This window comes from Azoarcus sp. Soil_N_20 (assembly GCF_057656155.1).
Genome location: NZ_JBDGKX010000010.1, coordinates 144,991 through 161,695, shown reverse-complemented (window position 1 = coordinate 161,695; position 16,705 = coordinate 144,991). Strand labels below are relative to the sequence as shown.

The 16,705-nt window shown below is 65.6% G+C and carries 19 protein-coding genes; 1 reads left to right on the top strand and 18 read right to left on the bottom strand.

Features of this window, described 5'->3' with window-relative positions; all coding sequences use genetic code 11:
• Positions 1-295 precede the first annotated feature (295 nt).
• On the top strand, positions 296-1,408 hold the full coding sequence (locus AC3A35_RS19360) for an alcohol dehydrogenase catalytic domain-containing protein (RefSeq protein WP_487437893.1): 1,113 nt from the start codon (positions 296-298) through the stop codon (positions 1,406-1,408).
• A 98-nt stretch (positions 1,409-1,506) separates the two neighbouring features.
• Here AC3A35_RS19360 and AC3A35_RS19355 read toward each other — a convergent pair whose 3' ends face one another.
• From AC3A35_RS19355 to AC3A35_RS19270, 18 genes are all read right to left on the bottom strand, one after another.
• The gene (locus AC3A35_RS19355; RefSeq protein WP_487437892.1) at positions 1,507-2,067 is read right to left on the bottom strand and encodes a cupin domain-containing protein; all 561 of its coding nucleotides are present in this window, start codon (positions 2,065-2,067) and stop codon (positions 1,507-1,509) included.
• Positions 2,060-2,731, bottom strand: a complete 672-nt coding sequence (locus tag AC3A35_RS19350; RefSeq protein WP_487437891.1) for a 4-carboxy-4-hydroxy-2-oxoadipate aldolase/oxaloacetate decarboxylase — start codon at positions 2,729-2,731, stop codon at positions 2,060-2,062. Before AC3A35_RS19350 ends, AC3A35_RS19355 begins: the two co-directional genes overlap by 8 nt.
• Positions 2,732-2,935: 204 nt before the next feature.
• Positions 2,936-3,478, bottom strand: coding sequence for a YceI family protein (locus tag AC3A35_RS19345; protein ID WP_487437890.1), 543 nt, complete (start codon positions 3,476-3,478; stop codon positions 2,936-2,938).
• Positions 3,479-3,629: 151 nt separating this feature from the next.
• Positions 3,630-4,211, bottom strand: coding sequence for a YceI family protein (locus AC3A35_RS19340; protein ID WP_487437888.1), 582 nt, complete (start codon positions 4,209-4,211; stop codon positions 3,630-3,632).
• 45 nt (positions 4,212-4,256) lie between these two features.
• The gene (locus AC3A35_RS19335; protein ID WP_487437887.1) at positions 4,257-5,078 is read right to left on the bottom strand and encodes a hypothetical protein; all 822 of its coding nucleotides are present in this window, start codon (positions 5,076-5,078) and stop codon (positions 4,257-4,259) included.
• A gap of 335 nt (positions 5,079-5,413) precedes the next feature.
• The gene (locus AC3A35_RS19330; protein WP_487437886.1) at positions 5,414-5,728 is read right to left on the bottom strand and encodes a DUF3861 domain-containing protein; all 315 of its coding nucleotides are present in this window, start codon (positions 5,726-5,728) and stop codon (positions 5,414-5,416) included.
• 116 nt (positions 5,729-5,844) lie between these two features.
• Positions 5,845-7,056: an ABC transporter substrate-binding protein gene (locus AC3A35_RS19325; RefSeq protein WP_487437975.1), complete on the bottom strand. Its 1,212-nt coding sequence runs from the start codon at positions 7,054-7,056 to the stop codon at positions 5,845-5,847.
• A gap of 32 nt (positions 7,057-7,088) precedes the next feature.
• Positions 7,089-8,111, bottom strand: coding sequence for a branched-chain amino acid ABC transporter permease (locus AC3A35_RS19320; protein ID WP_487437885.1), 1,023 nt, complete (start codon positions 8,109-8,111; stop codon positions 7,089-7,091).
• Complete coding sequence (locus tag AC3A35_RS19315; RefSeq protein ID WP_487437884.1) at positions 8,108-8,989, bottom strand: branched-chain amino acid ABC transporter permease; 882 nt, start codon at positions 8,987-8,989, stop codon at positions 8,108-8,110. The genes AC3A35_RS19320 and AC3A35_RS19315 overlap by 4 nt, the downstream gene beginning before the upstream one ends.
• A 1-nt stretch (position 8,990) precedes the next feature.
• Positions 8,991-9,701, bottom strand: a complete 711-nt coding sequence (locus tag AC3A35_RS19310) for an ABC transporter ATP-binding protein (protein WP_487437883.1) — start codon at positions 9,699-9,701, stop codon at positions 8,991-8,993.
• Positions 9,698-10,501 (bottom strand): ABC transporter ATP-binding protein, encoded by an 804-nt coding sequence (locus AC3A35_RS19305; RefSeq protein ID WP_487437882.1) that lies wholly within the window; start codon positions 10,499-10,501, stop codon positions 9,698-9,700. The genes AC3A35_RS19310 and AC3A35_RS19305 overlap by 4 nt, the downstream gene beginning before the upstream one ends.
• Positions 10,502-11,187: 686 nt before the next feature.
• Positions 11,188-11,844, bottom strand: coding sequence for a TetR/AcrR family transcriptional regulator (locus AC3A35_RS19300; protein WP_487437881.1), 657 nt, complete (start codon positions 11,842-11,844; stop codon positions 11,188-11,190).
• Positions 11,845-12,075: 231 nt separating this feature from the next.
• Positions 12,076-12,435: a DoxX family protein gene (locus AC3A35_RS19295; RefSeq protein ID WP_487437880.1), complete on the bottom strand. Its 360-nt coding sequence runs from the start codon at positions 12,433-12,435 to the stop codon at positions 12,076-12,078.
• Positions 12,436-12,447: 12 nt separating this feature from the next.
• Entirely contained in the window at positions 12,448-13,392 is a 945-nt protein-coding gene (locus AC3A35_RS19290; RefSeq protein ID WP_487437879.1) for an ABC transporter substrate-binding protein, read from the bottom strand.
• A gap of 548 nt (positions 13,393-13,940) precedes the next feature.
• Complete coding sequence (locus AC3A35_RS19285; protein WP_487437878.1) at positions 13,941-14,483, bottom strand: VOC family protein; 543 nt, start codon at positions 14,481-14,483, stop codon at positions 13,941-13,943.
• Between the two features lie 44 nt (positions 14,484-14,527).
• Positions 14,528-15,070, bottom strand: a complete 543-nt coding sequence (locus AC3A35_RS19280; RefSeq protein ID WP_487437876.1) for a cupin domain-containing protein — start codon at positions 15,068-15,070, stop codon at positions 14,528-14,530.
• 55 nt (positions 15,071-15,125) lie between these two features.
• Positions 15,126-15,707: an amino acid synthesis family protein gene (locus AC3A35_RS19275; RefSeq protein ID WP_487437875.1), complete on the bottom strand. Its 582-nt coding sequence runs from the start codon at positions 15,705-15,707 to the stop codon at positions 15,126-15,128.
• Positions 15,708-16,096: 389 nt separating this feature from the next.
• Positions 16,097-16,705, bottom strand: a 609-nt coding sequence (locus AC3A35_RS19270; RefSeq protein ID WP_487437873.1) for an MMPL family transporter, incomplete at its 5' end; no start/stop codon positions are given.

Sequence of the window (16,705 nt, the reverse complement as noted above, 5' to 3'; positions counted from 1 at the left end):
TGGGTTGAATCGAAGGTTCAGCCGGCGGTGAACGTCGACCCGCCGCGTCCCACCCGAAGGGACGGCATAGCGGAGGCCAGAGGCTCGAGACGCTGTGCCCATGAGGCCTCCTTGCGTGAACCGATGCCACCGCTCCTGCATCGAGATCACCGCATCTGCCACCTGAACGCAAGGTCACTGACCTTGCTTCCTGTTAAGATACCGTTTAGTATCTACAAACCACAGAGAATGTCAATAACGGAACCGTCGTGCTGTTCCAAGCCTCACCTTCCAGAATCCAAAAAGGAGACATCGCATGTCCAGAATGATGCGCGCCGCCCGCATGCACGCGGCCGGCCAACCAATGACGATCGACACGGTGCCAATGCCCGTTCCTCGCGCCACCGATGTTCTGGTGCGGGTCAAGGCCTGCGGCATGGTGCCCAATCTTGGCAACGTGCTCGCCAACTGGCCTACCTGGTGCCCGCATCTGCCACTGCCGCGGTTGCCGGCGATCTTCGGCCTCGATCCTGCCGGCGTCGTGGAGGAAGTGGGCGAGCACGTGGTGGGGATTCGTCCGGGCGACCGTGTCTACGTGAGCCCCGTTCGCTCCTGCGGCGTCTGCCCGGCGTGTCTGTCGGATAATCGCGTTGCCTGCGAGTACTTCGTGTTCAACGGCTACTTCGGCTTCGACAAGGACAAATCGCAAACCATGTACGACCTGTATCCGCACGGCGGATTCGGCGAGTACATGGCCGCGCCCCAGTACGCCATCGTCAAGCTGGCGGACAACATCCCGTTCGAGGAGGCCGCACGTCTGGGCTATCTCGGTACCGCCTACGCCGCGTTGCGAAAGCTCGGTCATCTGGCCGGCAAGTCGCTGATCATCAATGGCATCTCGGGCACGCTGGGCCTCGGCGCCACGCTGTTCGCGCTCGCCACCGGCGCGAGCCGGATTCTGGGCACCGGACGCAACCACGCACTGCTCCAGCGGGTGAAGGCACTCGCTCCCGATCGCATCGAAGTCTTCTCGACCGAGGACGGCTCGATCGCCGAGTGGGTGCGCAGCCGCACCGACGGACACGGAGCCAACTTCATGGTCGACACGCTCGGCGCGGCCGTTTCTCTGGATGTCTTCGATGACGCGATGCACGGGGTGGCCCGTGGCGGCACCATCGTCAACATCGGCGGCACGGTCGGCAAGCTGCCGATCGACATGAAGTGGCTGATGGACAACTCGATGACCATCATCGGTTCGGCGTGGTTCACTGCGGCCGAGGGCTACGAGATGGTCGAAATGCTGCGCTCGAAGGCGGTCGACCTGTCCATCCTCGAACACGAGATCGCCCGACTGGAGGATATCAACACCGCCATCTCCGGCCTCGCCAGCCGTCACGGCGGCTTCAGCAACTACGTGATCGTGCCCTGACCATAAACGGGAAACGGCGTCGCAAGGACGCCGTTTCTCCGTTGAAGCACCGTCGGCATGGCCGCTGCCGGCGCCCGATTTTCCGTCGGGCGCCGAACTCAGGTCCTGCGCGCACCGACCAGCACAAACGCCATCGTTGCCGACTGCGTGCCCTTGTTGCGCCAGGCGTGGCGCGTGCCACACTGAACCACGACGTCGCCCTGCCGCAGATGCACCACGGCGCCGTCGTCGAGTTCGAGCCAGATCTCGCCGTCGAGCACGATGTCGTAGTCCACCGAGTCGGTGGTGTGCATGCCGGGGTGGGCGGCCTCGAAGCGCTCGGCCAGGCCGGGAAGGTGGTGCGCCTGTTCCTGCGCAGCCTTCACCGGATCGAAGTCGGGGCTGGTCATCGCCGTGTCGGGCGGAAAGGTAACCAGCAACAGCCGGGTCTCGCCCGGCGGTGGCGTGATCAGCGTTCCGGCGGGCACGCCCTCCGCCTCGCCGACTGGCAACTGCGGCACCGCTGCGGTTGCCCAGCATGTCGAACTCATGAAACCCGGGATCGAGTCGAAGGCGTGGGTGTTCGGCACCGGGCCGTCGCTGACGAACACCGACTTGCCGCCGTGCACACCCGTCACCACCCGTCGCGGCACCCTGGGCAGCGAAATTTCATCAGACATACTTCAGCCCCTTCTGCGCCAGGCGCGCACGCATGTTGTTCACATCGAGGCTGATCTCTCCTCCGGCATAGCGCAGCCGCTTCTCGGTTTCGTCCTCCTCGCGCGCCCTTGCGGCGGCGAGCACGCTGGCCGCCTGCAGTCGCGGCACCACGCAGACCCCGTCATCGTCGGCGACGATCACGTCGCCGGGATGAATCAAGGTCCCGGCGCAGACCAGCGGAACCTGCACATTCCCCAGGGTCTCCTTGACCGTGCCCTGGGCGAAGATACTCTTCGACCACACCGGGAACCCCATCTCGGTGAGCGTTGCGACGTCGCGCACGCCGGCGTCGATGATCAGCCCCCTTACCCCGCGTGCCATCAGCGACGTGGCGAGAAGGTCACCGAAGTAGCCGTCCTCGCACGGCGAGGTCGGTGCGACGACGAGGATGTCGCCCGGCTGGGCCTGCTCGGCCGCAACGTGGATCGTCCAGTTATCACCCGGCGCGACCTCGCAGGTCAGGGCTGTGCCCACAATCTTCGCCGGACGATAGATCGGACGCAGGTAGGACGCCAGCAAGCCCTTACGCCCCTGCGCCTCATGCACCGTCGCCACGCCGAACTCGGCGAGCCCGCGTAGCAGCACCTCGTCGGTACGCTCGACATTCGTCACCACAATCGCCATCTCAATTCTCCCGTGTATGCAGGTCGAGCAACGCCTTGCGCGGCGCAACGAGTCTTCCTAGGCCGTCCAGGCGCTCGACACCGCCGTTTAATATACCAAATAGTATCTAAACACCAACAAGTCTTCAAGTACCGAAATTCATGTGCTCGCGGTTCGCCCCCGACCGCGTTCCGGTGGGGCAGCTCCCTCCCGCTCCAGCGTCGGTCAGATCGGGGCCGTTTCCGTCAGCACGAGCTTGAATCGGATGTGCACGTCGTTGCCGACCATCGCCACATCCTTCCACTCGCCATCGCCGATGCCGAAGTCGAGGCGCTTGATGACGAATGCGCCGGTCGCGGTGGTGCCGGCGGCCGTGGTCGCCGTGGTGACGGGCACGACCACGTCGCGGACCTGCCCCTTGATGGTCAGCTTGCCGGCGACCTCGAGCCTGCCCTCGCCGAGCGGCTTCACGGCCACGCTCCGAAACGTCGCCTGCGGAAAGCGCCTGGTATCGAACCAGACCGGCTTGGCGAGCTCGGCCGCCATTTCGGCGGCATCGAGCGAGACGCTGCCCAGCTCGATGGTGAATGCGATCCGGCTGCTGTCGACGCGCTTCGAATCCAACGCGACGTCGGCACCGAAGTCGGCAAATTTCCCGTGCATGGGCACGCCCATCTGTGTGCTGGTGAACGTGATCTCGCTGTGCGCAGGGACCAGACTTTGCTGCCCGGCGCTCGCCGCCGCAGCAAGGGCAACGAGGCCGAGCATCGCGCCATGAAGAAAGCTTTTCATCAGGATCTCTCCGTTAAATAGAATTACGCCAATTTCAAAGATGACGGCGGGGCCGCGAACTGCCGCGCGCGCTCACCGCACGGAGGTGTGGCGAGCGCGCCGACACCGCAGCCCCTCCCCTACCCGATCACGGCTTGCGGAGCAGCTCGAGCGCGATCTTCAGTTCGACCTCGTCGGCGATCACTGCCGGATACTGGGTCATGCCGAAATCGCTGCGCTTGATCCTGGCCTGGCCCACGAAGCCCACCATCGGCACCTTCAGAAAGGGGTTCACGGCGCGGTCGGTCAGCACCGTATCGAAGTCCACCGGCAGCGTCTTGCCCCGAATGGACAAATCGCCGGAGATTACGAAGCGCTTGTCGTCGACCCGACGGACAGCGGTCGAGACGAAGGTGATGTGCGGATTCCGCTCCGCATCGAGCCAGTCGGCGCCACGCAGGTCGGCGTCGCGCTGACTGTGCACGGTGTCGATCGACGCGGTGTCGATGGTGAGCGCGACGCTCGATGCTTCGGGCTTGCCGTCATCGAAACTGACCTGACCTTGCACCTTGCGGAAGATGCCCGGCGTGTGGGTCAGTCCGAGGTGACCGACTTGAAAGCTGACGTGCGTGTGGGAAGGGTCGATCTCCCAGCCGGCGGCGGCCTCGCCTGCAATGAGGGCGCACAGCATGGACAGGAAAACGGTGAATCGAATCGAAGGTTTCATCATTGACACCAATCTTTGGGTTGGAAAGAGGGCGCTGCGACGCCACGCTCAGAAGTGATATTCCATGACCAGCATCGGCGCATCCTGGTTGGCGCCGGAGATCAATTTGTGATCCGCGCCGTACTTGTTGCGCCACAGCTCGTAGGCGACACCGACCTTGACCCCACTCTGGCCCACGTCCACCAGCACCTCGGTGTACAGCCGGGTCTCGACCTTGGTGTCGTTACCGAAACCGTCCTTGCCCTTCGCTCCGACCACATTCAGTCCGCCCCGCCATTCGAACGGGAAACCGACATTGAGCGGGATCGCCCAGTTGGTGTCGAAACGGTAGGTGGTGTCAAAATCGACCGACTTGCCGACGATGCCGTTGTGATTCTTCTCGTCGTAGGCGTAGAGCGTCGATTCGACGAAGCCCTTGGACACCGCCCAGTCAACCGCGACACCCAACATGCGCTTGCGCGCCGCCGCGGCAAAGGCAATGTTTTTGGTGCCCCGATCGAAGCGGGCAGCCAGCGAGACGTCCTTGATCGGACCGAAGGCCATGGACCGCCCGCTCAGCTTCGACAGCGACAAGGTGCGCCGGTAGAAGCCGAAAAACTCCTGCGCGCCGCTCCCACCGCCGGCTGCCGGGTCGCTGCGGTCCGATTGGAACACCTGTCCGACCACCAGGTTCTTGCCCAGCTTGTCGCCGCTGATATGGACGAACTCGTAGATGGTCTTTTGAAAGGGGTCGTCGATACCCGGATCGGTGAACTGCTCGCCGTACTTCACTCCGATGGAGTTGTCACTCCACTCGAGCGCATGCGCGGACGCGGAGCACGCGAGCAGGGTGAGCGCGGCAAGAAATTTGAACGACGGCGTGGATTGCATGGTTGTCTCCTTGATTTGTTTGATTCGCCGAATGGGTACCCTGGAGTACCCACGAAAACCCCCTGCCCGCTCGCCGAAATGAGCGGAGGCGTCCAGGCGCCAGGGAAAGCGAAGCCCGGTCGGCCCGGGATCCGAGCGGCCGGATACCGAACAACCTTGGCGTACCGATTGGTATGAATCAGCCCGTGACCGGTCCCCGCGCACGGTCTTCAGTGCGCGGCACGACACCTCGCGCCGGTGGCGCAGGGCGAACGCGGGCGCTCGGGTCCGCGCGTGCGACCGATCGAGGGGAGGTCAGGTTTCGGCGCCGCAGGCGCCGATCAGGGGCTGCGGACTCAGCGACCGGTGCCGTGGGTCGAGCGCGACTTCAAGCTCTGGATGAACTCGCGGATGGGGTCGCGCAGGACGTCGAACAGCGGATTGCCGCGCTGTTTCAGCATGACCTCGGCCAGCAGCTTCAAGCCCACGGCCATCGCCGCGGCCGCATCGGGATCCAGGCCCGAGGTCTGACGTGCCCGTTCGACGATGAGCTTGAGGTCGTCGTGATTCTCGTGCATGAACACGAGGGGATCCGCTGCCTCGGGCGAGGCGGAAGGATCGTTCCCCACCGGCGTGAGCGTGATCCGGTAGTGGTGCGCTCTGTTGCTCATCGTCTGCAGCTCCATTTTGATCGTCGTGCGCCAGCCATTCGGCGCGGCACGAGGTGATGACGTTCAGATCGGCATCAGCGTGGGCCGTCCCCGGTGGACGGCCCAGATCGATCCGGTCAATGCCTGGGGGTGCTGCCTTCGAAGGAGATCAGGCCGTCCAGAGGCTGATACTTCTCGCCGTCGAAGCGAAACAGCTGCAAAGTTTCGATCGGATAGATGTCGCCCTCCCCTTTGGTGCTCAGCGTGATGCCCGGCAGCAGCAGTCCGACCTGGACCTTGTTCAGGCTGCGCGCGGCTTCCATCATGGCCTGTCGGGTCGGCTGCTTCATCGACTCGAGTACGCGGATCAGCGCCTCGCCAGTGAGGTAACCGACCTGCCCCATCGAGTCGCCTTTGCCGAAACGCGCCTGTCCGGCGTCGTGGTCGGCCAGGTACTTGCGCACCGCGGCGTCATCGGCATAGCGCGGGGTGTCGATCGGCTTCATGAACTGGCTCGTGATCACGCCCTTCGCGTTCGCCAGACCGGCCGGGCGCAGCGACGCGACCGAGGACGCGATATAGGACACCATCGTGGTCGGATTCCAGCCGCTTTCCGCTGCGAAACGAACCGCCTGCGCGCCCTGCTTCGGTGCGGCGATGACGACGAAGGTGTCGGCGCCGGACGCCTTCAGCGTCGACAACTGGGTGTCGATGGTCGGGTCGGCCGAGGTGACCGGCTGGGCGGCGACGATCTGCACCTTCGAGCCGTTGAGCGCGGCGCGCAGGCCGGCCTGGAAGCTCTGTCCCGTTTCGGTGTTCACGTACAGCACCGCGATCTTCGCCTCCGGCTTATTCGCTTTCAGGTACTCGGCAAACGCGGCCGCTTCGGTGGTGAAGGACGGCACCAGGCCGATCATCCACGCGCTGCCGTCGCGCATCTCGTGCACGCCGGAATACATGAAGAGGTTGGGCAGCGCGCGCTGGTCGAGATAGCGGCCGATGACCTGGTTATTGGGGGTGCCGGAGGTGCCCACGAGGGCGAACACCTCGGTTTGCTCCACCATCTTGCGCACATTGGTCAGGGTGCGCTGCGGATCCAGCGCGTCGTCCTGGATCACCAACTCGACGGTCCGCGTCTTGCCGTCGGCCATTTTCACCCCGCCCGCGGCATTGGCCGCCGCGATCCGCACCCTGATCCCTTCGGCAACCGCACCCACTGCCGCAACCGGGCCGGTGAGGGGCGCGGAAATGCCGATCCTGATCGCCGCATCCGTTATGCCGGGATCCGCCGCTGCGGCAGCATGGGCCGTGCCGCTACAGATCCATGCTGCCGCGAGGACGGCTCGCATCAAAACCGTGCGGCTGTTTTTGTTCGCCTTCATCATTTTGTCTCCTGGTGGGTGGCCGCGCGCATTACGCGCAACCGTTGAAAAAGCGTGCGGATGCGGCCGGGCCTGAGCTGCCGGAACCCCTTGAGCGCGAGGCCGACCAGACCTTCGCGGGCGACCAGCATCATCGCGATCAGGCACAGGCCATAGACGAGTCCGCCGACGCCCGGACTGATCTCGGCCGTCCATTCGGGAACGAAGACGACGAAGAGCGCACCGAGAAAGGCGCCCCCGACCGTCGCCACACCGCCGACGATGGAACCGATCAGGATCTCGATCGATTTCGCCGCGAGAAAGGACTGCGGGCTGACATACGCGTTGAGGATGGCGTAGAGCGCACCCGCCAGCCCGGCGAAGCAGGAACTGACGGCGAACACCATCAGCCGCGCCCGGGTCAGGTTTACACCCAGCGACTCGGCGATCAGGGGGTTGTCGCGCAGCGCACGCAGCGCGCGCCCGGTGTCGCCCCGCAGGATCCGCAGCATCACCACCACGCACGCCGCCGCCGCGGCCAGGCACAGGAAGTAAAGCCAGGTCTCCTGGCCGCCGGGAAACCAGCGCGGGGGCACGGGTTGATCGATGCTCAGGCCGGTCACCCCGTTGGTGTAGCGGTCGAGCTTGAGGATGAGCTGCGGCACCACCATGGCGATGCCAAAGGTCACGATCGCCAGCTGCAGTCCGCCGAGTCTCAGCGCCGGCAGGCCGATGACGACACCGACGAGCCCGGTCGCGGCGGTCGCGAACGGCAGGGTCAGCAGCGGATCGAGACCATAGCGCGACGCCAGGATCGCAGTCGTGTAGGCGCCGCAGGCGAAGAAGGCCCCCTGCGCCAGGCACACCTGCCCGCTGAAGCCCAGCAGCAGGTTGAGCCCGAGCATGGCCATGGCGTAGGTGAGCACCAGGCTGAACTGCAGGATCACGTACTGCGGCACGAGCGCCGGCAGTGTGGCAAGGGCGGCCAGCAACAGCAGCGCGGCCAGCAGGATCAGCTTGTTCTTGCGCATGATGTCAGTCATACCCGCACCACCAGGTGGCGACCGAACAGTCCGGCCGGACGAATGAAGAGAACGACGAGGGTCACGACGATCGGGGTCGCCAGCCGCAGCTCGGCCCCGACGAAGGTCAGGAAGGTGGCGCCGACGCTCTCCACCACGCCGACCAGCAGGCCGCCGACGATGGCGCCGACCGGGCTGTCCCAGCCCCCCAGCGTCGCCGCCGCCAGCGCATAGATCAGCACCGGCGCCATCATCAGCGGGCTCAGGAACAGCCGCGGCCCGACCAGCATCGCGGCCACGAAACCAACCACGGCCGCGAGCCCCCAGCCGAGCATCAGCATGTTCTCCACCCGGATGCCGACGAGCACACTCTTGTCCCGCTCGGCGGCCGAGGCCCGCATCGCCAGGCCGAGGCGGGTGAAGCGAAACAGCAGACCGAGCACGCTCGCGAGCACGCACAGCACTACCAGGGTGCCCAGGGCACTGGCGGTCAGCCGCACACCGCCGACGGTCCAGCCCTGGTCCGGGAAGACGCTGGGGAAGGCACGCTGGTCCGACCCCCATAGCCACAGGCTGAGCGCCTCGAACACGAGGAACAGGCCGAGGGTGATCACGACCACGGTCTCGACCGGTGCGCGCGCCACCGGGCGCACCACCGCACGGAACACCACCACGCCGAGCAGGAACGCGAATGCGGCCGCGGCCAAAAACGCGATCCACACCGGCACCCCCCATTCGCACAGTTGCCACGCCACATAGGCGGAGAAGGTCGCCATCTCGCCCTGGCCGAAATTGACGATGTGGGTGGCCCGGTAGATCAGCACCAACGCGAGCGCCAGCGCACCGTAGATCGCGCCTGCCGCAAGGCCATCGACGATCTGTTGCAGAAGCAGTTGCATGTCAGCCTCCCAGGTAGGAACGCTGGATGGATTCGGAGGCCAGCAACTCGGCGCCCGAACCCTCCAGGGTGATTTCACCGACTTCCATGACGTAGGCCTTGTGCGCGATGCGCAAGCTCAGGTCAGCGTTCTGTTCGACGATGAGCAGCGTGGTGCCGTGCTCGGCATTGAGGCGGTGGAAGATCGCGAACATCTCCTGGGTGATGGCCGGGGCGAGGCCGAGTGAGGGCTCGTCGCACATCAGCAGGCGCGGGCGCGACATCAACGCCCGCGCAATCGCCAGCATCTGCTGCTCGCCACCGCTGAGCGTGCCGGCCGGCTGGCGGCGGCGCTCGCGCAGACGGGGGAACAGCTCGTACCAGCGCTCCATGTCGGCGGCGATCTGCTTGCGCGAGGCGATGGTGTAGGCGCCGAGGGCGAGGTTCTCCTCGACCGAGAAGTCGGCGAAGGTGCCGCGCCCCTGGGGCACGTGAGCCAGACCGAGCTCGACCCTCCGGGCCGGGTGGAGATCGACCAGGTCGACTCCGCCGAACAGGATCTGCCCGCGCGCCGGAATCACCCCGGACAGTGCGCGCAGCGTGGTCGTCTTGCCGGCGCCGTTGGCGCCGAGCAGCGCGACGATGGTGCCGGGCGCCACCGCGAGGTCGAGCTTGCGCAGGACCCGGGTCGAGCCGTAGCCCGCCTCGAGGGCTTGAACCGTGAGCAAGCTCATGCGGCTTCCCTCCCCAGGTACGCACCGATCACGGCGGGGTTGGACTGGATCTCGGCCGGGGTGCCGCGCGCCAGATTGTTGCCCAGGTGCAGCACCTCGAGGCGATCGCACAGCTTCATCACCAGCCCCATGTGGTGCTCGACGAGGACGATGCTCAGGTCGTAGGTGTCGCGGATGCGCTCGACGACCTCGCCGAACTCGTCCACCTCGCCATGGGTCAGGCCACCGGCCGGCTCGTCGAGCAGCAGCAAGCGCGGCCGCGCCGCCAGTGCGCGGGCGATCTCGACCCGCTTGAGCGTCGCATAGGGCACCGCATCGGCGCGCTGATGCGCCACCCCCTCGAGTCCCAGATCGCGCAGGATGGAGCGCGCCGAGTCGGTCAGCGCGCGCTCCATCCGGTCGCTCTGCCGGGGCCGCAGGCACTTGCTCGACAAGCACTGGCGCGACAGGTGGTGCGCACCCAGCATGACGTTCTCGAGCACGGTCATTCTGGAAAACAGACCGAGGTTCTGGAAGGTACGCGCGACGCCGGCTGCGATGACATCGCGAACCGGAATCGAATCCAGACGCGCGCCGCCGAGCCGAATCTCTCCCGAGGCAATGCCGTACAGCCGCGTGATGCAGTTGAACAGCGTGGTCTTCCCGGCGCCGTTCGGGCCGATGAGGCCACAGATTTCTCGCGGACGCACACTCAGGGTGACGCCGCTCAATGCCTGAATGCCGCCGAAACGTACCGAAACGTTCTCGACTTCGAGCAAAGGCTGCTCGGCGGCACCGTATGTATTTTTACGGTACTCCATTGGGGTCTCCACCACGGCTTCATGTTGGCTTTCATCCCGTCCGTCGGACGGTGCGGCACTTTCGGGGTTTAAAATCCCGAGCGCCATTTTGATACTGAACAGTATCTGAACACCAATACGGATGTCAACTATGAAGATGAGCGTGAGCCGCTTGACGAAGCGCGTCGGGGCGCGGGTAGCCCCGCGGGCGGCCGCGGACCGTCCGGCGCCGGCTTACGAGCAGGCAGTAGACTCATGCATGAAGAGTTTCTTTGCCGCGGGCGGCAATCCGATCGGCCGCGCCCAGCCCTCCCGCGCCGAGAACCTATGTCGGATTGCGCCGGACGGCGCCGATCGGGGTCATGACGGGCATGGCTGCAGAGGATCTCGAAATAGCGGGGGCGATCCCCCGGAACGGCGCGTCCGTGGCGATCGGGCCGAGTTCCGCCGATCGGGGCGAATCATGGTTCGGGAATACCGACGTCTATCGGTTGGGAAAACCGCACATACCGCACTTCGGCCCCGGCCGGCGCTTGCAGCGCTGCGGCGGTAACGCGCCATTCGCCCCGAGACCGACCACCCTTGCGGCCACCTGCTAACTTGCGTGGCCCCGCTCGGGCTCGCGGCGGCGGCCAGGCACAAGGTAGTCGACGGGAACGCGCGGTGGACCGCCCGCGCGTGGGTGCAAGCTTGAAAGCCCGGGGCCTTTAGCTGGATGTCGCCTTCGGGGTCGCTCGTTTTGCTTTGGTGGTGACAGCAGCCTTGCTCGCTTCCGGGGGCTTGCCATAGGCGCGGTACAGGGCAGTCAGCACCAGGCGGACCAGGTCGCCGGCGGTCGGACCGGCCTTGAAGCTCGACGCTGCGCCATAGGTCAGCTCGAAGACGACGCCACCCAGTGCCTCGGCATCGGCGGGGGCCGCGCCCTCCGGGAACAGCTGGAACAGGATCTCGCCGAGCCCCCGCCACTGGGCGCGGAAGAGATTGGAATGGCGCTCGCCGAAGGTCGCATCGCGCCGCGCGCGGCGGAAGAGTTCGAGCGCCAGCAGACCCCAGTTCGGATCAGTCGATCGGGCCAGCGACCAGTCGCAGATGATGGAGATCATTTGCTCGGGATCCTTGACGTCGCCGAGCAGTGCGGCAATTTCGCCCACGTCCTGCAGCGAATGGGTCTCCAGCAGCTCGAGGATGATCTCCTCCTTGCTGTTGAAGTTGGAGTAGAACGCCCCCTTGCTGAATCCCGCCTCTTCGGCGATGCGATCGACGGATGCGTTCTCGTAACCTTCGCGGGCCACCACCTCGCGGGCGGAGGCCAGTAGTTTCGCACGTGTCAACGCACGGCTTTCTTCTCGGGTCAGGCGGGTCACTCGATTGCTCCTTGGGTTTGCGGCCGCTGGCGACGCCCTCATCGCACCGGGTACAGCGGCTGGCAAAAAAGAAGAATGTTAGCAGGCTGAAGCAAGAGCCGGGCTTCGCCTCTACGTTGTCATGATCCCCCTCCCGCTCTTCACCGGGCGCAAGATGCCGGCCGCGCCGAAAAGCGTTACGGCCCAAGCCCCTCACGGGGCCCGGGCCGCCGCGGCAGGCTGCAGCCCCGCTCAAGCCTGGACCGCGACCACGCAAGCCATCGCCCAGAACAGCATGTACTCCGGCCCCTGCTTCTGCCAGCGCCAGTGGAAGCCGTTGATCTTCAGCACCGCATAGCTGGCTCCGGCAAGGACCGCGACCGCGAGCGCCGCTGCCAGTTGCGGCAGGATTCCGAGCACCAGGCCGAGACCCGCGAGCACCTCGGCGATGATGGTGATGATGACCAGCGCACGCGCCGGCCTGAGTCCCGCCTTGGCGAAGGTCTGTGAGGCACGCTCGATGTGGAGCATCTTGCCGATGCAATGCGGCAGGAACCACACCCCGCAGATCACCCGCAAGGCCACCAGGGGTTCGACCGAGAAGTTCTCCATTGCCTTCCCCCTTCAGCGCGCGTTCGATGCCTGGGTGGCAAGCTCCAGCCACCGTCCGTCGACCACCGCCCGAGCGCCATCGCGTGCGGCCGAATCGAGGAGATTGGCCTTGATCATCAGCTCCAGGGTCGTGTCGAGGGCGCCAACGGGAATCTCCAGCGTCCGCGCAAAGGCCTCCTTCGCGCGCATATAGTCCAGCGAACGGCGTGCGTACGGCAGGTCCGACTGGGTGATCTCGGCCATGATCGGGACGATCTCTTCGTCATGCTCGCTGCCATAGACCAGGTCGGTCGCTTCCCGCAGCGCGCGCAGCAGCGCGACGACCTTGTCCCCGTTCGCCAGCGCCCAGGACTGGTCGGCGATCACCGCGGTGAATGCGATCTCGGGGATGTAGTCGCTGACCTCGCCGAGATCGCTGTAGCCGGCGTCGATCGCAATGAAATTGAACGGTGGCGGCTGGACCGCCGCGTCGATCGTCCCCTCCTGCATCGCCTTCCAGCGTGCCGGGTGCACCCCTACCACCGAGAACTCATAGTCGGTGTGGTAGACCAGACCGTGACGTGAAAGCATCTCGCGGGTGTAGATGGCGGTCCCTTCGGTCATCGACGAGGTCCCCAGCACCGCCCCCTTGAGGTCCTCGACCTGCTTGTATCGCGGATGCGAGACGAGGGTCAGCGGCAGGCGGTTCGCATTGCCGGCCAAGACCCGCAACCGGCCACCGGCCACGGTGTCGGCCACCGCCCCCTCGGGCGGGGTGATGGCCAGATCGGCCTCGCCCACGCGCACCGCGGTGGTGGCCTTGTCCACGCTGCCCATCCGCTTTAGTTCCACGTCGAGGCCGTGACGTTCGAACACGCCAAGCTTCTGGGCGACGAACACCGGCAACCAGTTGAAGCCGAGCGCTCCACCGGCGAGGACGATGTGGTCGAGGGATGTCCGGGGTGAGTCGTTGCTCATGTGCGATCTCCTGATTATTGCTCGCCGGTCCGGCTTGCAGGTTGTTTTGATACCGTTAAGTATCCGTACACCAGAAAGAATGTCAATACTCAATCGGCTAGATGCGCAAGCCGGCTCCGCCGACCAACGCCGCGACATCTGCCTACTGCAGCACGCGCCCACCTGATCGCCGACGATCCGCACTTGAGCGAGACCACCGACTCCGCGAAGGCGATCTCCCCGGCTCGACGAGCTCATTGGGCGTCAATGGTGACGCCGCACCGAGGAACGACGCCGTGCGGTAATGGCAAAAAAAAGACCCGCATGCGCGGGTCGAACTCAGTCCGAATCACACATGCGAGTGACTCGACACCATTCACATGGGAGAGGAGGAATCCCGGACCGAGGAGACAGCTTCAACGGCAGATCACAGCAGGGGTAAGCGAGGCGGCGAAGCTCGCGATCGCGATCACCGATCGCCGTCGCCGCACCTCCCACCTGGCAGGCGCACGGCGGCTGGGCACGCAGTCGGAGGTAGCGACGCCGGGATCTGCCGTACGGAAATCCCGTTACGCCAGGGAAGCCACGAACTGCCGCTCCCATTCGGCGCGCGGCAGGCAGGTCGGGTCGGCCAGGCAGACCACGTCGGTCTCGCGCCAGATCTCCTCGTCCGACTTCTCGAGATCGAGCGGATCCCCGTGCGGTTGCGCCACATGATAAGGGGTGTCGAGATAGACCTCGATCGTGTTGCCTTCCGGGTCGGAGAAGTAGATCGACAGCGCGTTGCCGTGATTGAGACCGCGCATCTCGCTGGCGCCGAGCTCGAGGGCCGCGGCCCGGATGCGGCGCAGATCGTCGAGGTACTCGACCTTGAACGAAAGCTGCATCACGGTGCTGAAGGTCGCCTCCGGCGGGCGTCCCGAGGCGATCACGAGCTGGTGGTGCTGTTCCGGGCGGGCGCTCAGGAAAACCAGGGTATGGCGAAAGTTCTTGCCGACGCCGCGGTCGGTGATCTTCAGGCCGAAGACCGTGGTGTAGAACGTCACCATGCGCTCGACGTCATGGGCAAACAGGCCGAAGTGGGACAGCATCGGAAGGCTGGTGGAGGGCATATCGGTGTTCTCCTGCAGGCGGACGGTTCCGGCCGCACATCGGTTCAAGGCTTGCGCTGCGCGCCGATCAGCACGAACAGCATGGTTGCGGGCTTGTCGCTGTGGTTGCGCCACGCGTGCCGGTTGCCATGCTGCACGGCCACCTCATGACGCGTGAGCACGACCTGCCGCCCTTCGTCGAGTTCGAGCGTGATTTCACCGTCCAGCACCACGTCGTAGTCGATGCTGTCGGTCGTGTGCATCCCCGGGTGATCGACCTCGAAACGCTCGGCGAGCCCGGGGGAGGTCTGCTGAAACTCGCGGCCGAACGCGATGGGATCGAAATCGGGCCGCGCCATCGTCGAATCGGGCGGAAAGGTGACCATCAGGAGCCGGGTCTCACCCGGCGCCGGTACCAGGGAGCTGACCCCCAGCGTGGGGTCGTCGCCCCCGCCCCTGCCAACTTGCGGGCTGGCAGCGGTGCTCCACAGCAGGGTCGACGAGAAGCCGGGCAGACTCAGGAAGTCATCGGTCCGCGGCGCCGCTTCGTCGGCAAGCACGACCGCCTTGCCATCCGGCCCGGAGCCGGCGATTACGCGTCTGATCATCAATTTCTGTCTCCTTTTCCAATAACCGCCCTTTCAGCGCGGGGCGCCGGAATGCTCAGCGCAGTCCGTCTTCGCCCTTGACCTCCGACGCGGCGAGCCCGCCGATCCGCGCATGCACCCGTCCGCCGGTGGCCATCACCAGGCCGAACACGATCTCGTTGCGACGCGGGCCGTCCCACACCGTCATCTCCGCGGTGCCGAAATGGCTGCGTACGTAAGCCGCCTGGGTGTGGCCGAGCGGCACCATCAGGCGGGTACCGAGACCACCGACCGTCTTCGCCGCCGGCACGATGGCCTTGCGCTCGCCCAGGACCTGGCGCATCGCCCAACCGCCGGCCTCGTGCCAGATCGCACCGTGCTCGAGCTCGCCGTCCTCGCCGACGATCGCCGCCTTGCCGTAGGCTTCGACCCGGTCCGCACCGCCGAGCGCTGCCGCCAGCCGCTCGGAGAGTTCGCGCCCGAGTTCGCGCAGATCGGCCATGAACGGCATCAGGTCCGGCTCGTAGCGACCCGCGTACGGATTGGCGACGACGGCGAGCACGGTACCGACCAGCAGCGGCGGATCCACCCGGCTGCCACCTTCGTGAAAGACCTCTTCAATGCTTAGCTGGATTTTACGGACGGCGACGAGAGACATCTGGGACTCCGGAGCAAGATTGAGCAACTACAGGTTACCCGCAAAGGGCGGACGTTGTTTCGTGCATATTTTTGATTATTATGCACAAAAGACTGGGCAGATGCAAGTACGCCATGCGGCCGTCACCGACACGCCCGGGCACCGTATTGGAGCCGATTGACCCCAGGGGCCGCTTACGAACACGAATCCCCCGACCATCGGCGAGCCACGCCAGCGACACCGTCTGCACCCAGGTCCCGAGGATCGCGATCGCCTGGCCGACGAAGTCGATGCGGAAGTTGCGGTGAGCACGCGCGCAGACGGGGCGTTCCAGGGCACGTGCGTCGCTTCCGCACGGACGCTTTGTACGGGCACGTCCGCCTGCGCTGATGCTGAGCCCCGAAGGCCGGCTAGGCCGCCGCAGCCGCCGCGGCCTGGGGTCGGCCGTTCGAATCCGTCCCCGGGCTCGACTCCGCGGTCGCCGCTACCGCCTCATCGGCCGGCGCGTGGGCCGCCGTCGTCGAGTGACTCTCGCCCAGCAGGAAATGCGCCAGGGCCGGAATCAGGATCAGCGCGCCGAGCATGTTCCACAGGAACATGAAGGCCAGCAGGATGCCCATGTCGGCCTGGAACTTGATGTCCGAGAACGCCCACGTCATCACCCCGACGGCGAGCGTCAGGCCAGTGAGCAGCACCACCCGCCCGGTGAACAGCAGCCCCTTGTAGTAAGAGACGGACAGGTTGCGCCCGAGCTTCATTTCGGTGAGGGTCACGCTCAGGATGTACAGCGCGTAGTCCACGCCGATGCCGACGCCGAGCGCGATGACCGGCAGGGTGGCGACCTTGACGCCCATCCCGAGGCCCACCATCAGGGCTTCGGCGAGCAGCGAGGTCAGCATCAGCGGCAGCACGGCGACCAGCACCGCACGCCAGGAGCGGAAGGTGATGAAGCACAGGATCGTCACCGCGGCATAGACCAGCAGCAGCATCTCCGTCCACGCGCGCTTGACCACGATGTT

Coding starts and splice junctions, on each gene's coding strand:
- AC3A35_RS19355 (WP_487437892.1), bottom strand. CDS start 2,067: ATGTCTGATGAAATTTCGCTGCCCAGGGTGCCGCGACGGGTGGTGACG.
- AC3A35_RS19305 (WP_487437882.1), bottom strand. CDS start 10,501: ATGGAGTACCGTAAAAATACATACGGTGCCGCCGAGCAGCCTTTGCTC.
- AC3A35_RS19315 (WP_487437884.1), bottom strand. CDS start 8,989: ATGCAACTGCTTCTGCAACAGATCGTCGATGGCCTTGCGGCAGGCGCG.
- AC3A35_RS19320 (WP_487437885.1), bottom strand. CDS start 8,111: ATGACTGACATCATGCGCAAGAACAAGCTGATCCTGCTGGCCGCGCTG.
- AC3A35_RS19330 (WP_487437886.1), bottom strand. CDS start 5,728: ATGAGCAACAGAGCGCACCACTACCGGATCACGCTCACGCCGGTGGGG.
- AC3A35_RS19275 (WP_487437875.1), bottom strand. CDS start 15,707: ATGTCTCTCGTCGCCGTCCGTAAAATCCAGCTAAGCATTGAAGAGGTC.
- AC3A35_RS19340 (WP_487437888.1), bottom strand. CDS start 4,211: ATGATGAAACCTTCGATTCGATTCACCGTTTTCCTGTCCATGCTGTGC.
- AC3A35_RS19360 (WP_487437893.1), top strand. CDS start 296: ATGTCCAGAATGATGCGCGCCGCCCGCATGCACGCGGCCGGCCAACCA.
- AC3A35_RS19335 (WP_487437887.1), bottom strand. CDS start 5,078: ATGCAATCCACGCCGTCGTTCAAATTTCTTGCCGCGCTCACCCTGCTC.
- AC3A35_RS19280 (WP_487437876.1), bottom strand. CDS start 15,070: ATGATCAGACGCGTAATCGCCGGCTCCGGGCCGGATGGCAAGGCGGTC.
- AC3A35_RS19350 (WP_487437891.1), bottom strand. CDS start 2,731: ATGGCGATTGTGGTGACGAATGTCGAGCGTACCGACGAGGTGCTGCTA.
- AC3A35_RS19290 (WP_487437879.1), bottom strand. CDS start 13,392: ATGAGCAACGACTCACCCCGGACATCCCTCGACCACATCGTCCTCGCC.
- AC3A35_RS19345 (WP_487437890.1), bottom strand. CDS start 3,478: ATGCTCGGCCTCGTTGCCCTTGCTGCGGCGGCGAGCGCCGGGCAGCAA.
- AC3A35_RS19295 (WP_487437880.1), bottom strand. CDS start 12,435: ATGGAGAACTTCTCGGTCGAACCCCTGGTGGCCTTGCGGGTGATCTGC.
- AC3A35_RS19325 (WP_487437975.1), bottom strand. CDS start 7,056: ATGCGAGCCGTCCTCGCGGCAGCATGGATCTGTAGCGGCACGGCCCAT.
- AC3A35_RS19310 (WP_487437883.1), bottom strand. CDS start 9,701: ATGAGCTTGCTCACGGTTCAAGCCCTCGAGGCGGGCTACGGCTCGACC.
- AC3A35_RS19285 (WP_487437878.1), bottom strand. CDS start 14,483: ATGCCCTCCACCAGCCTTCCGATGCTGTCCCACTTCGGCCTGTTTGCC.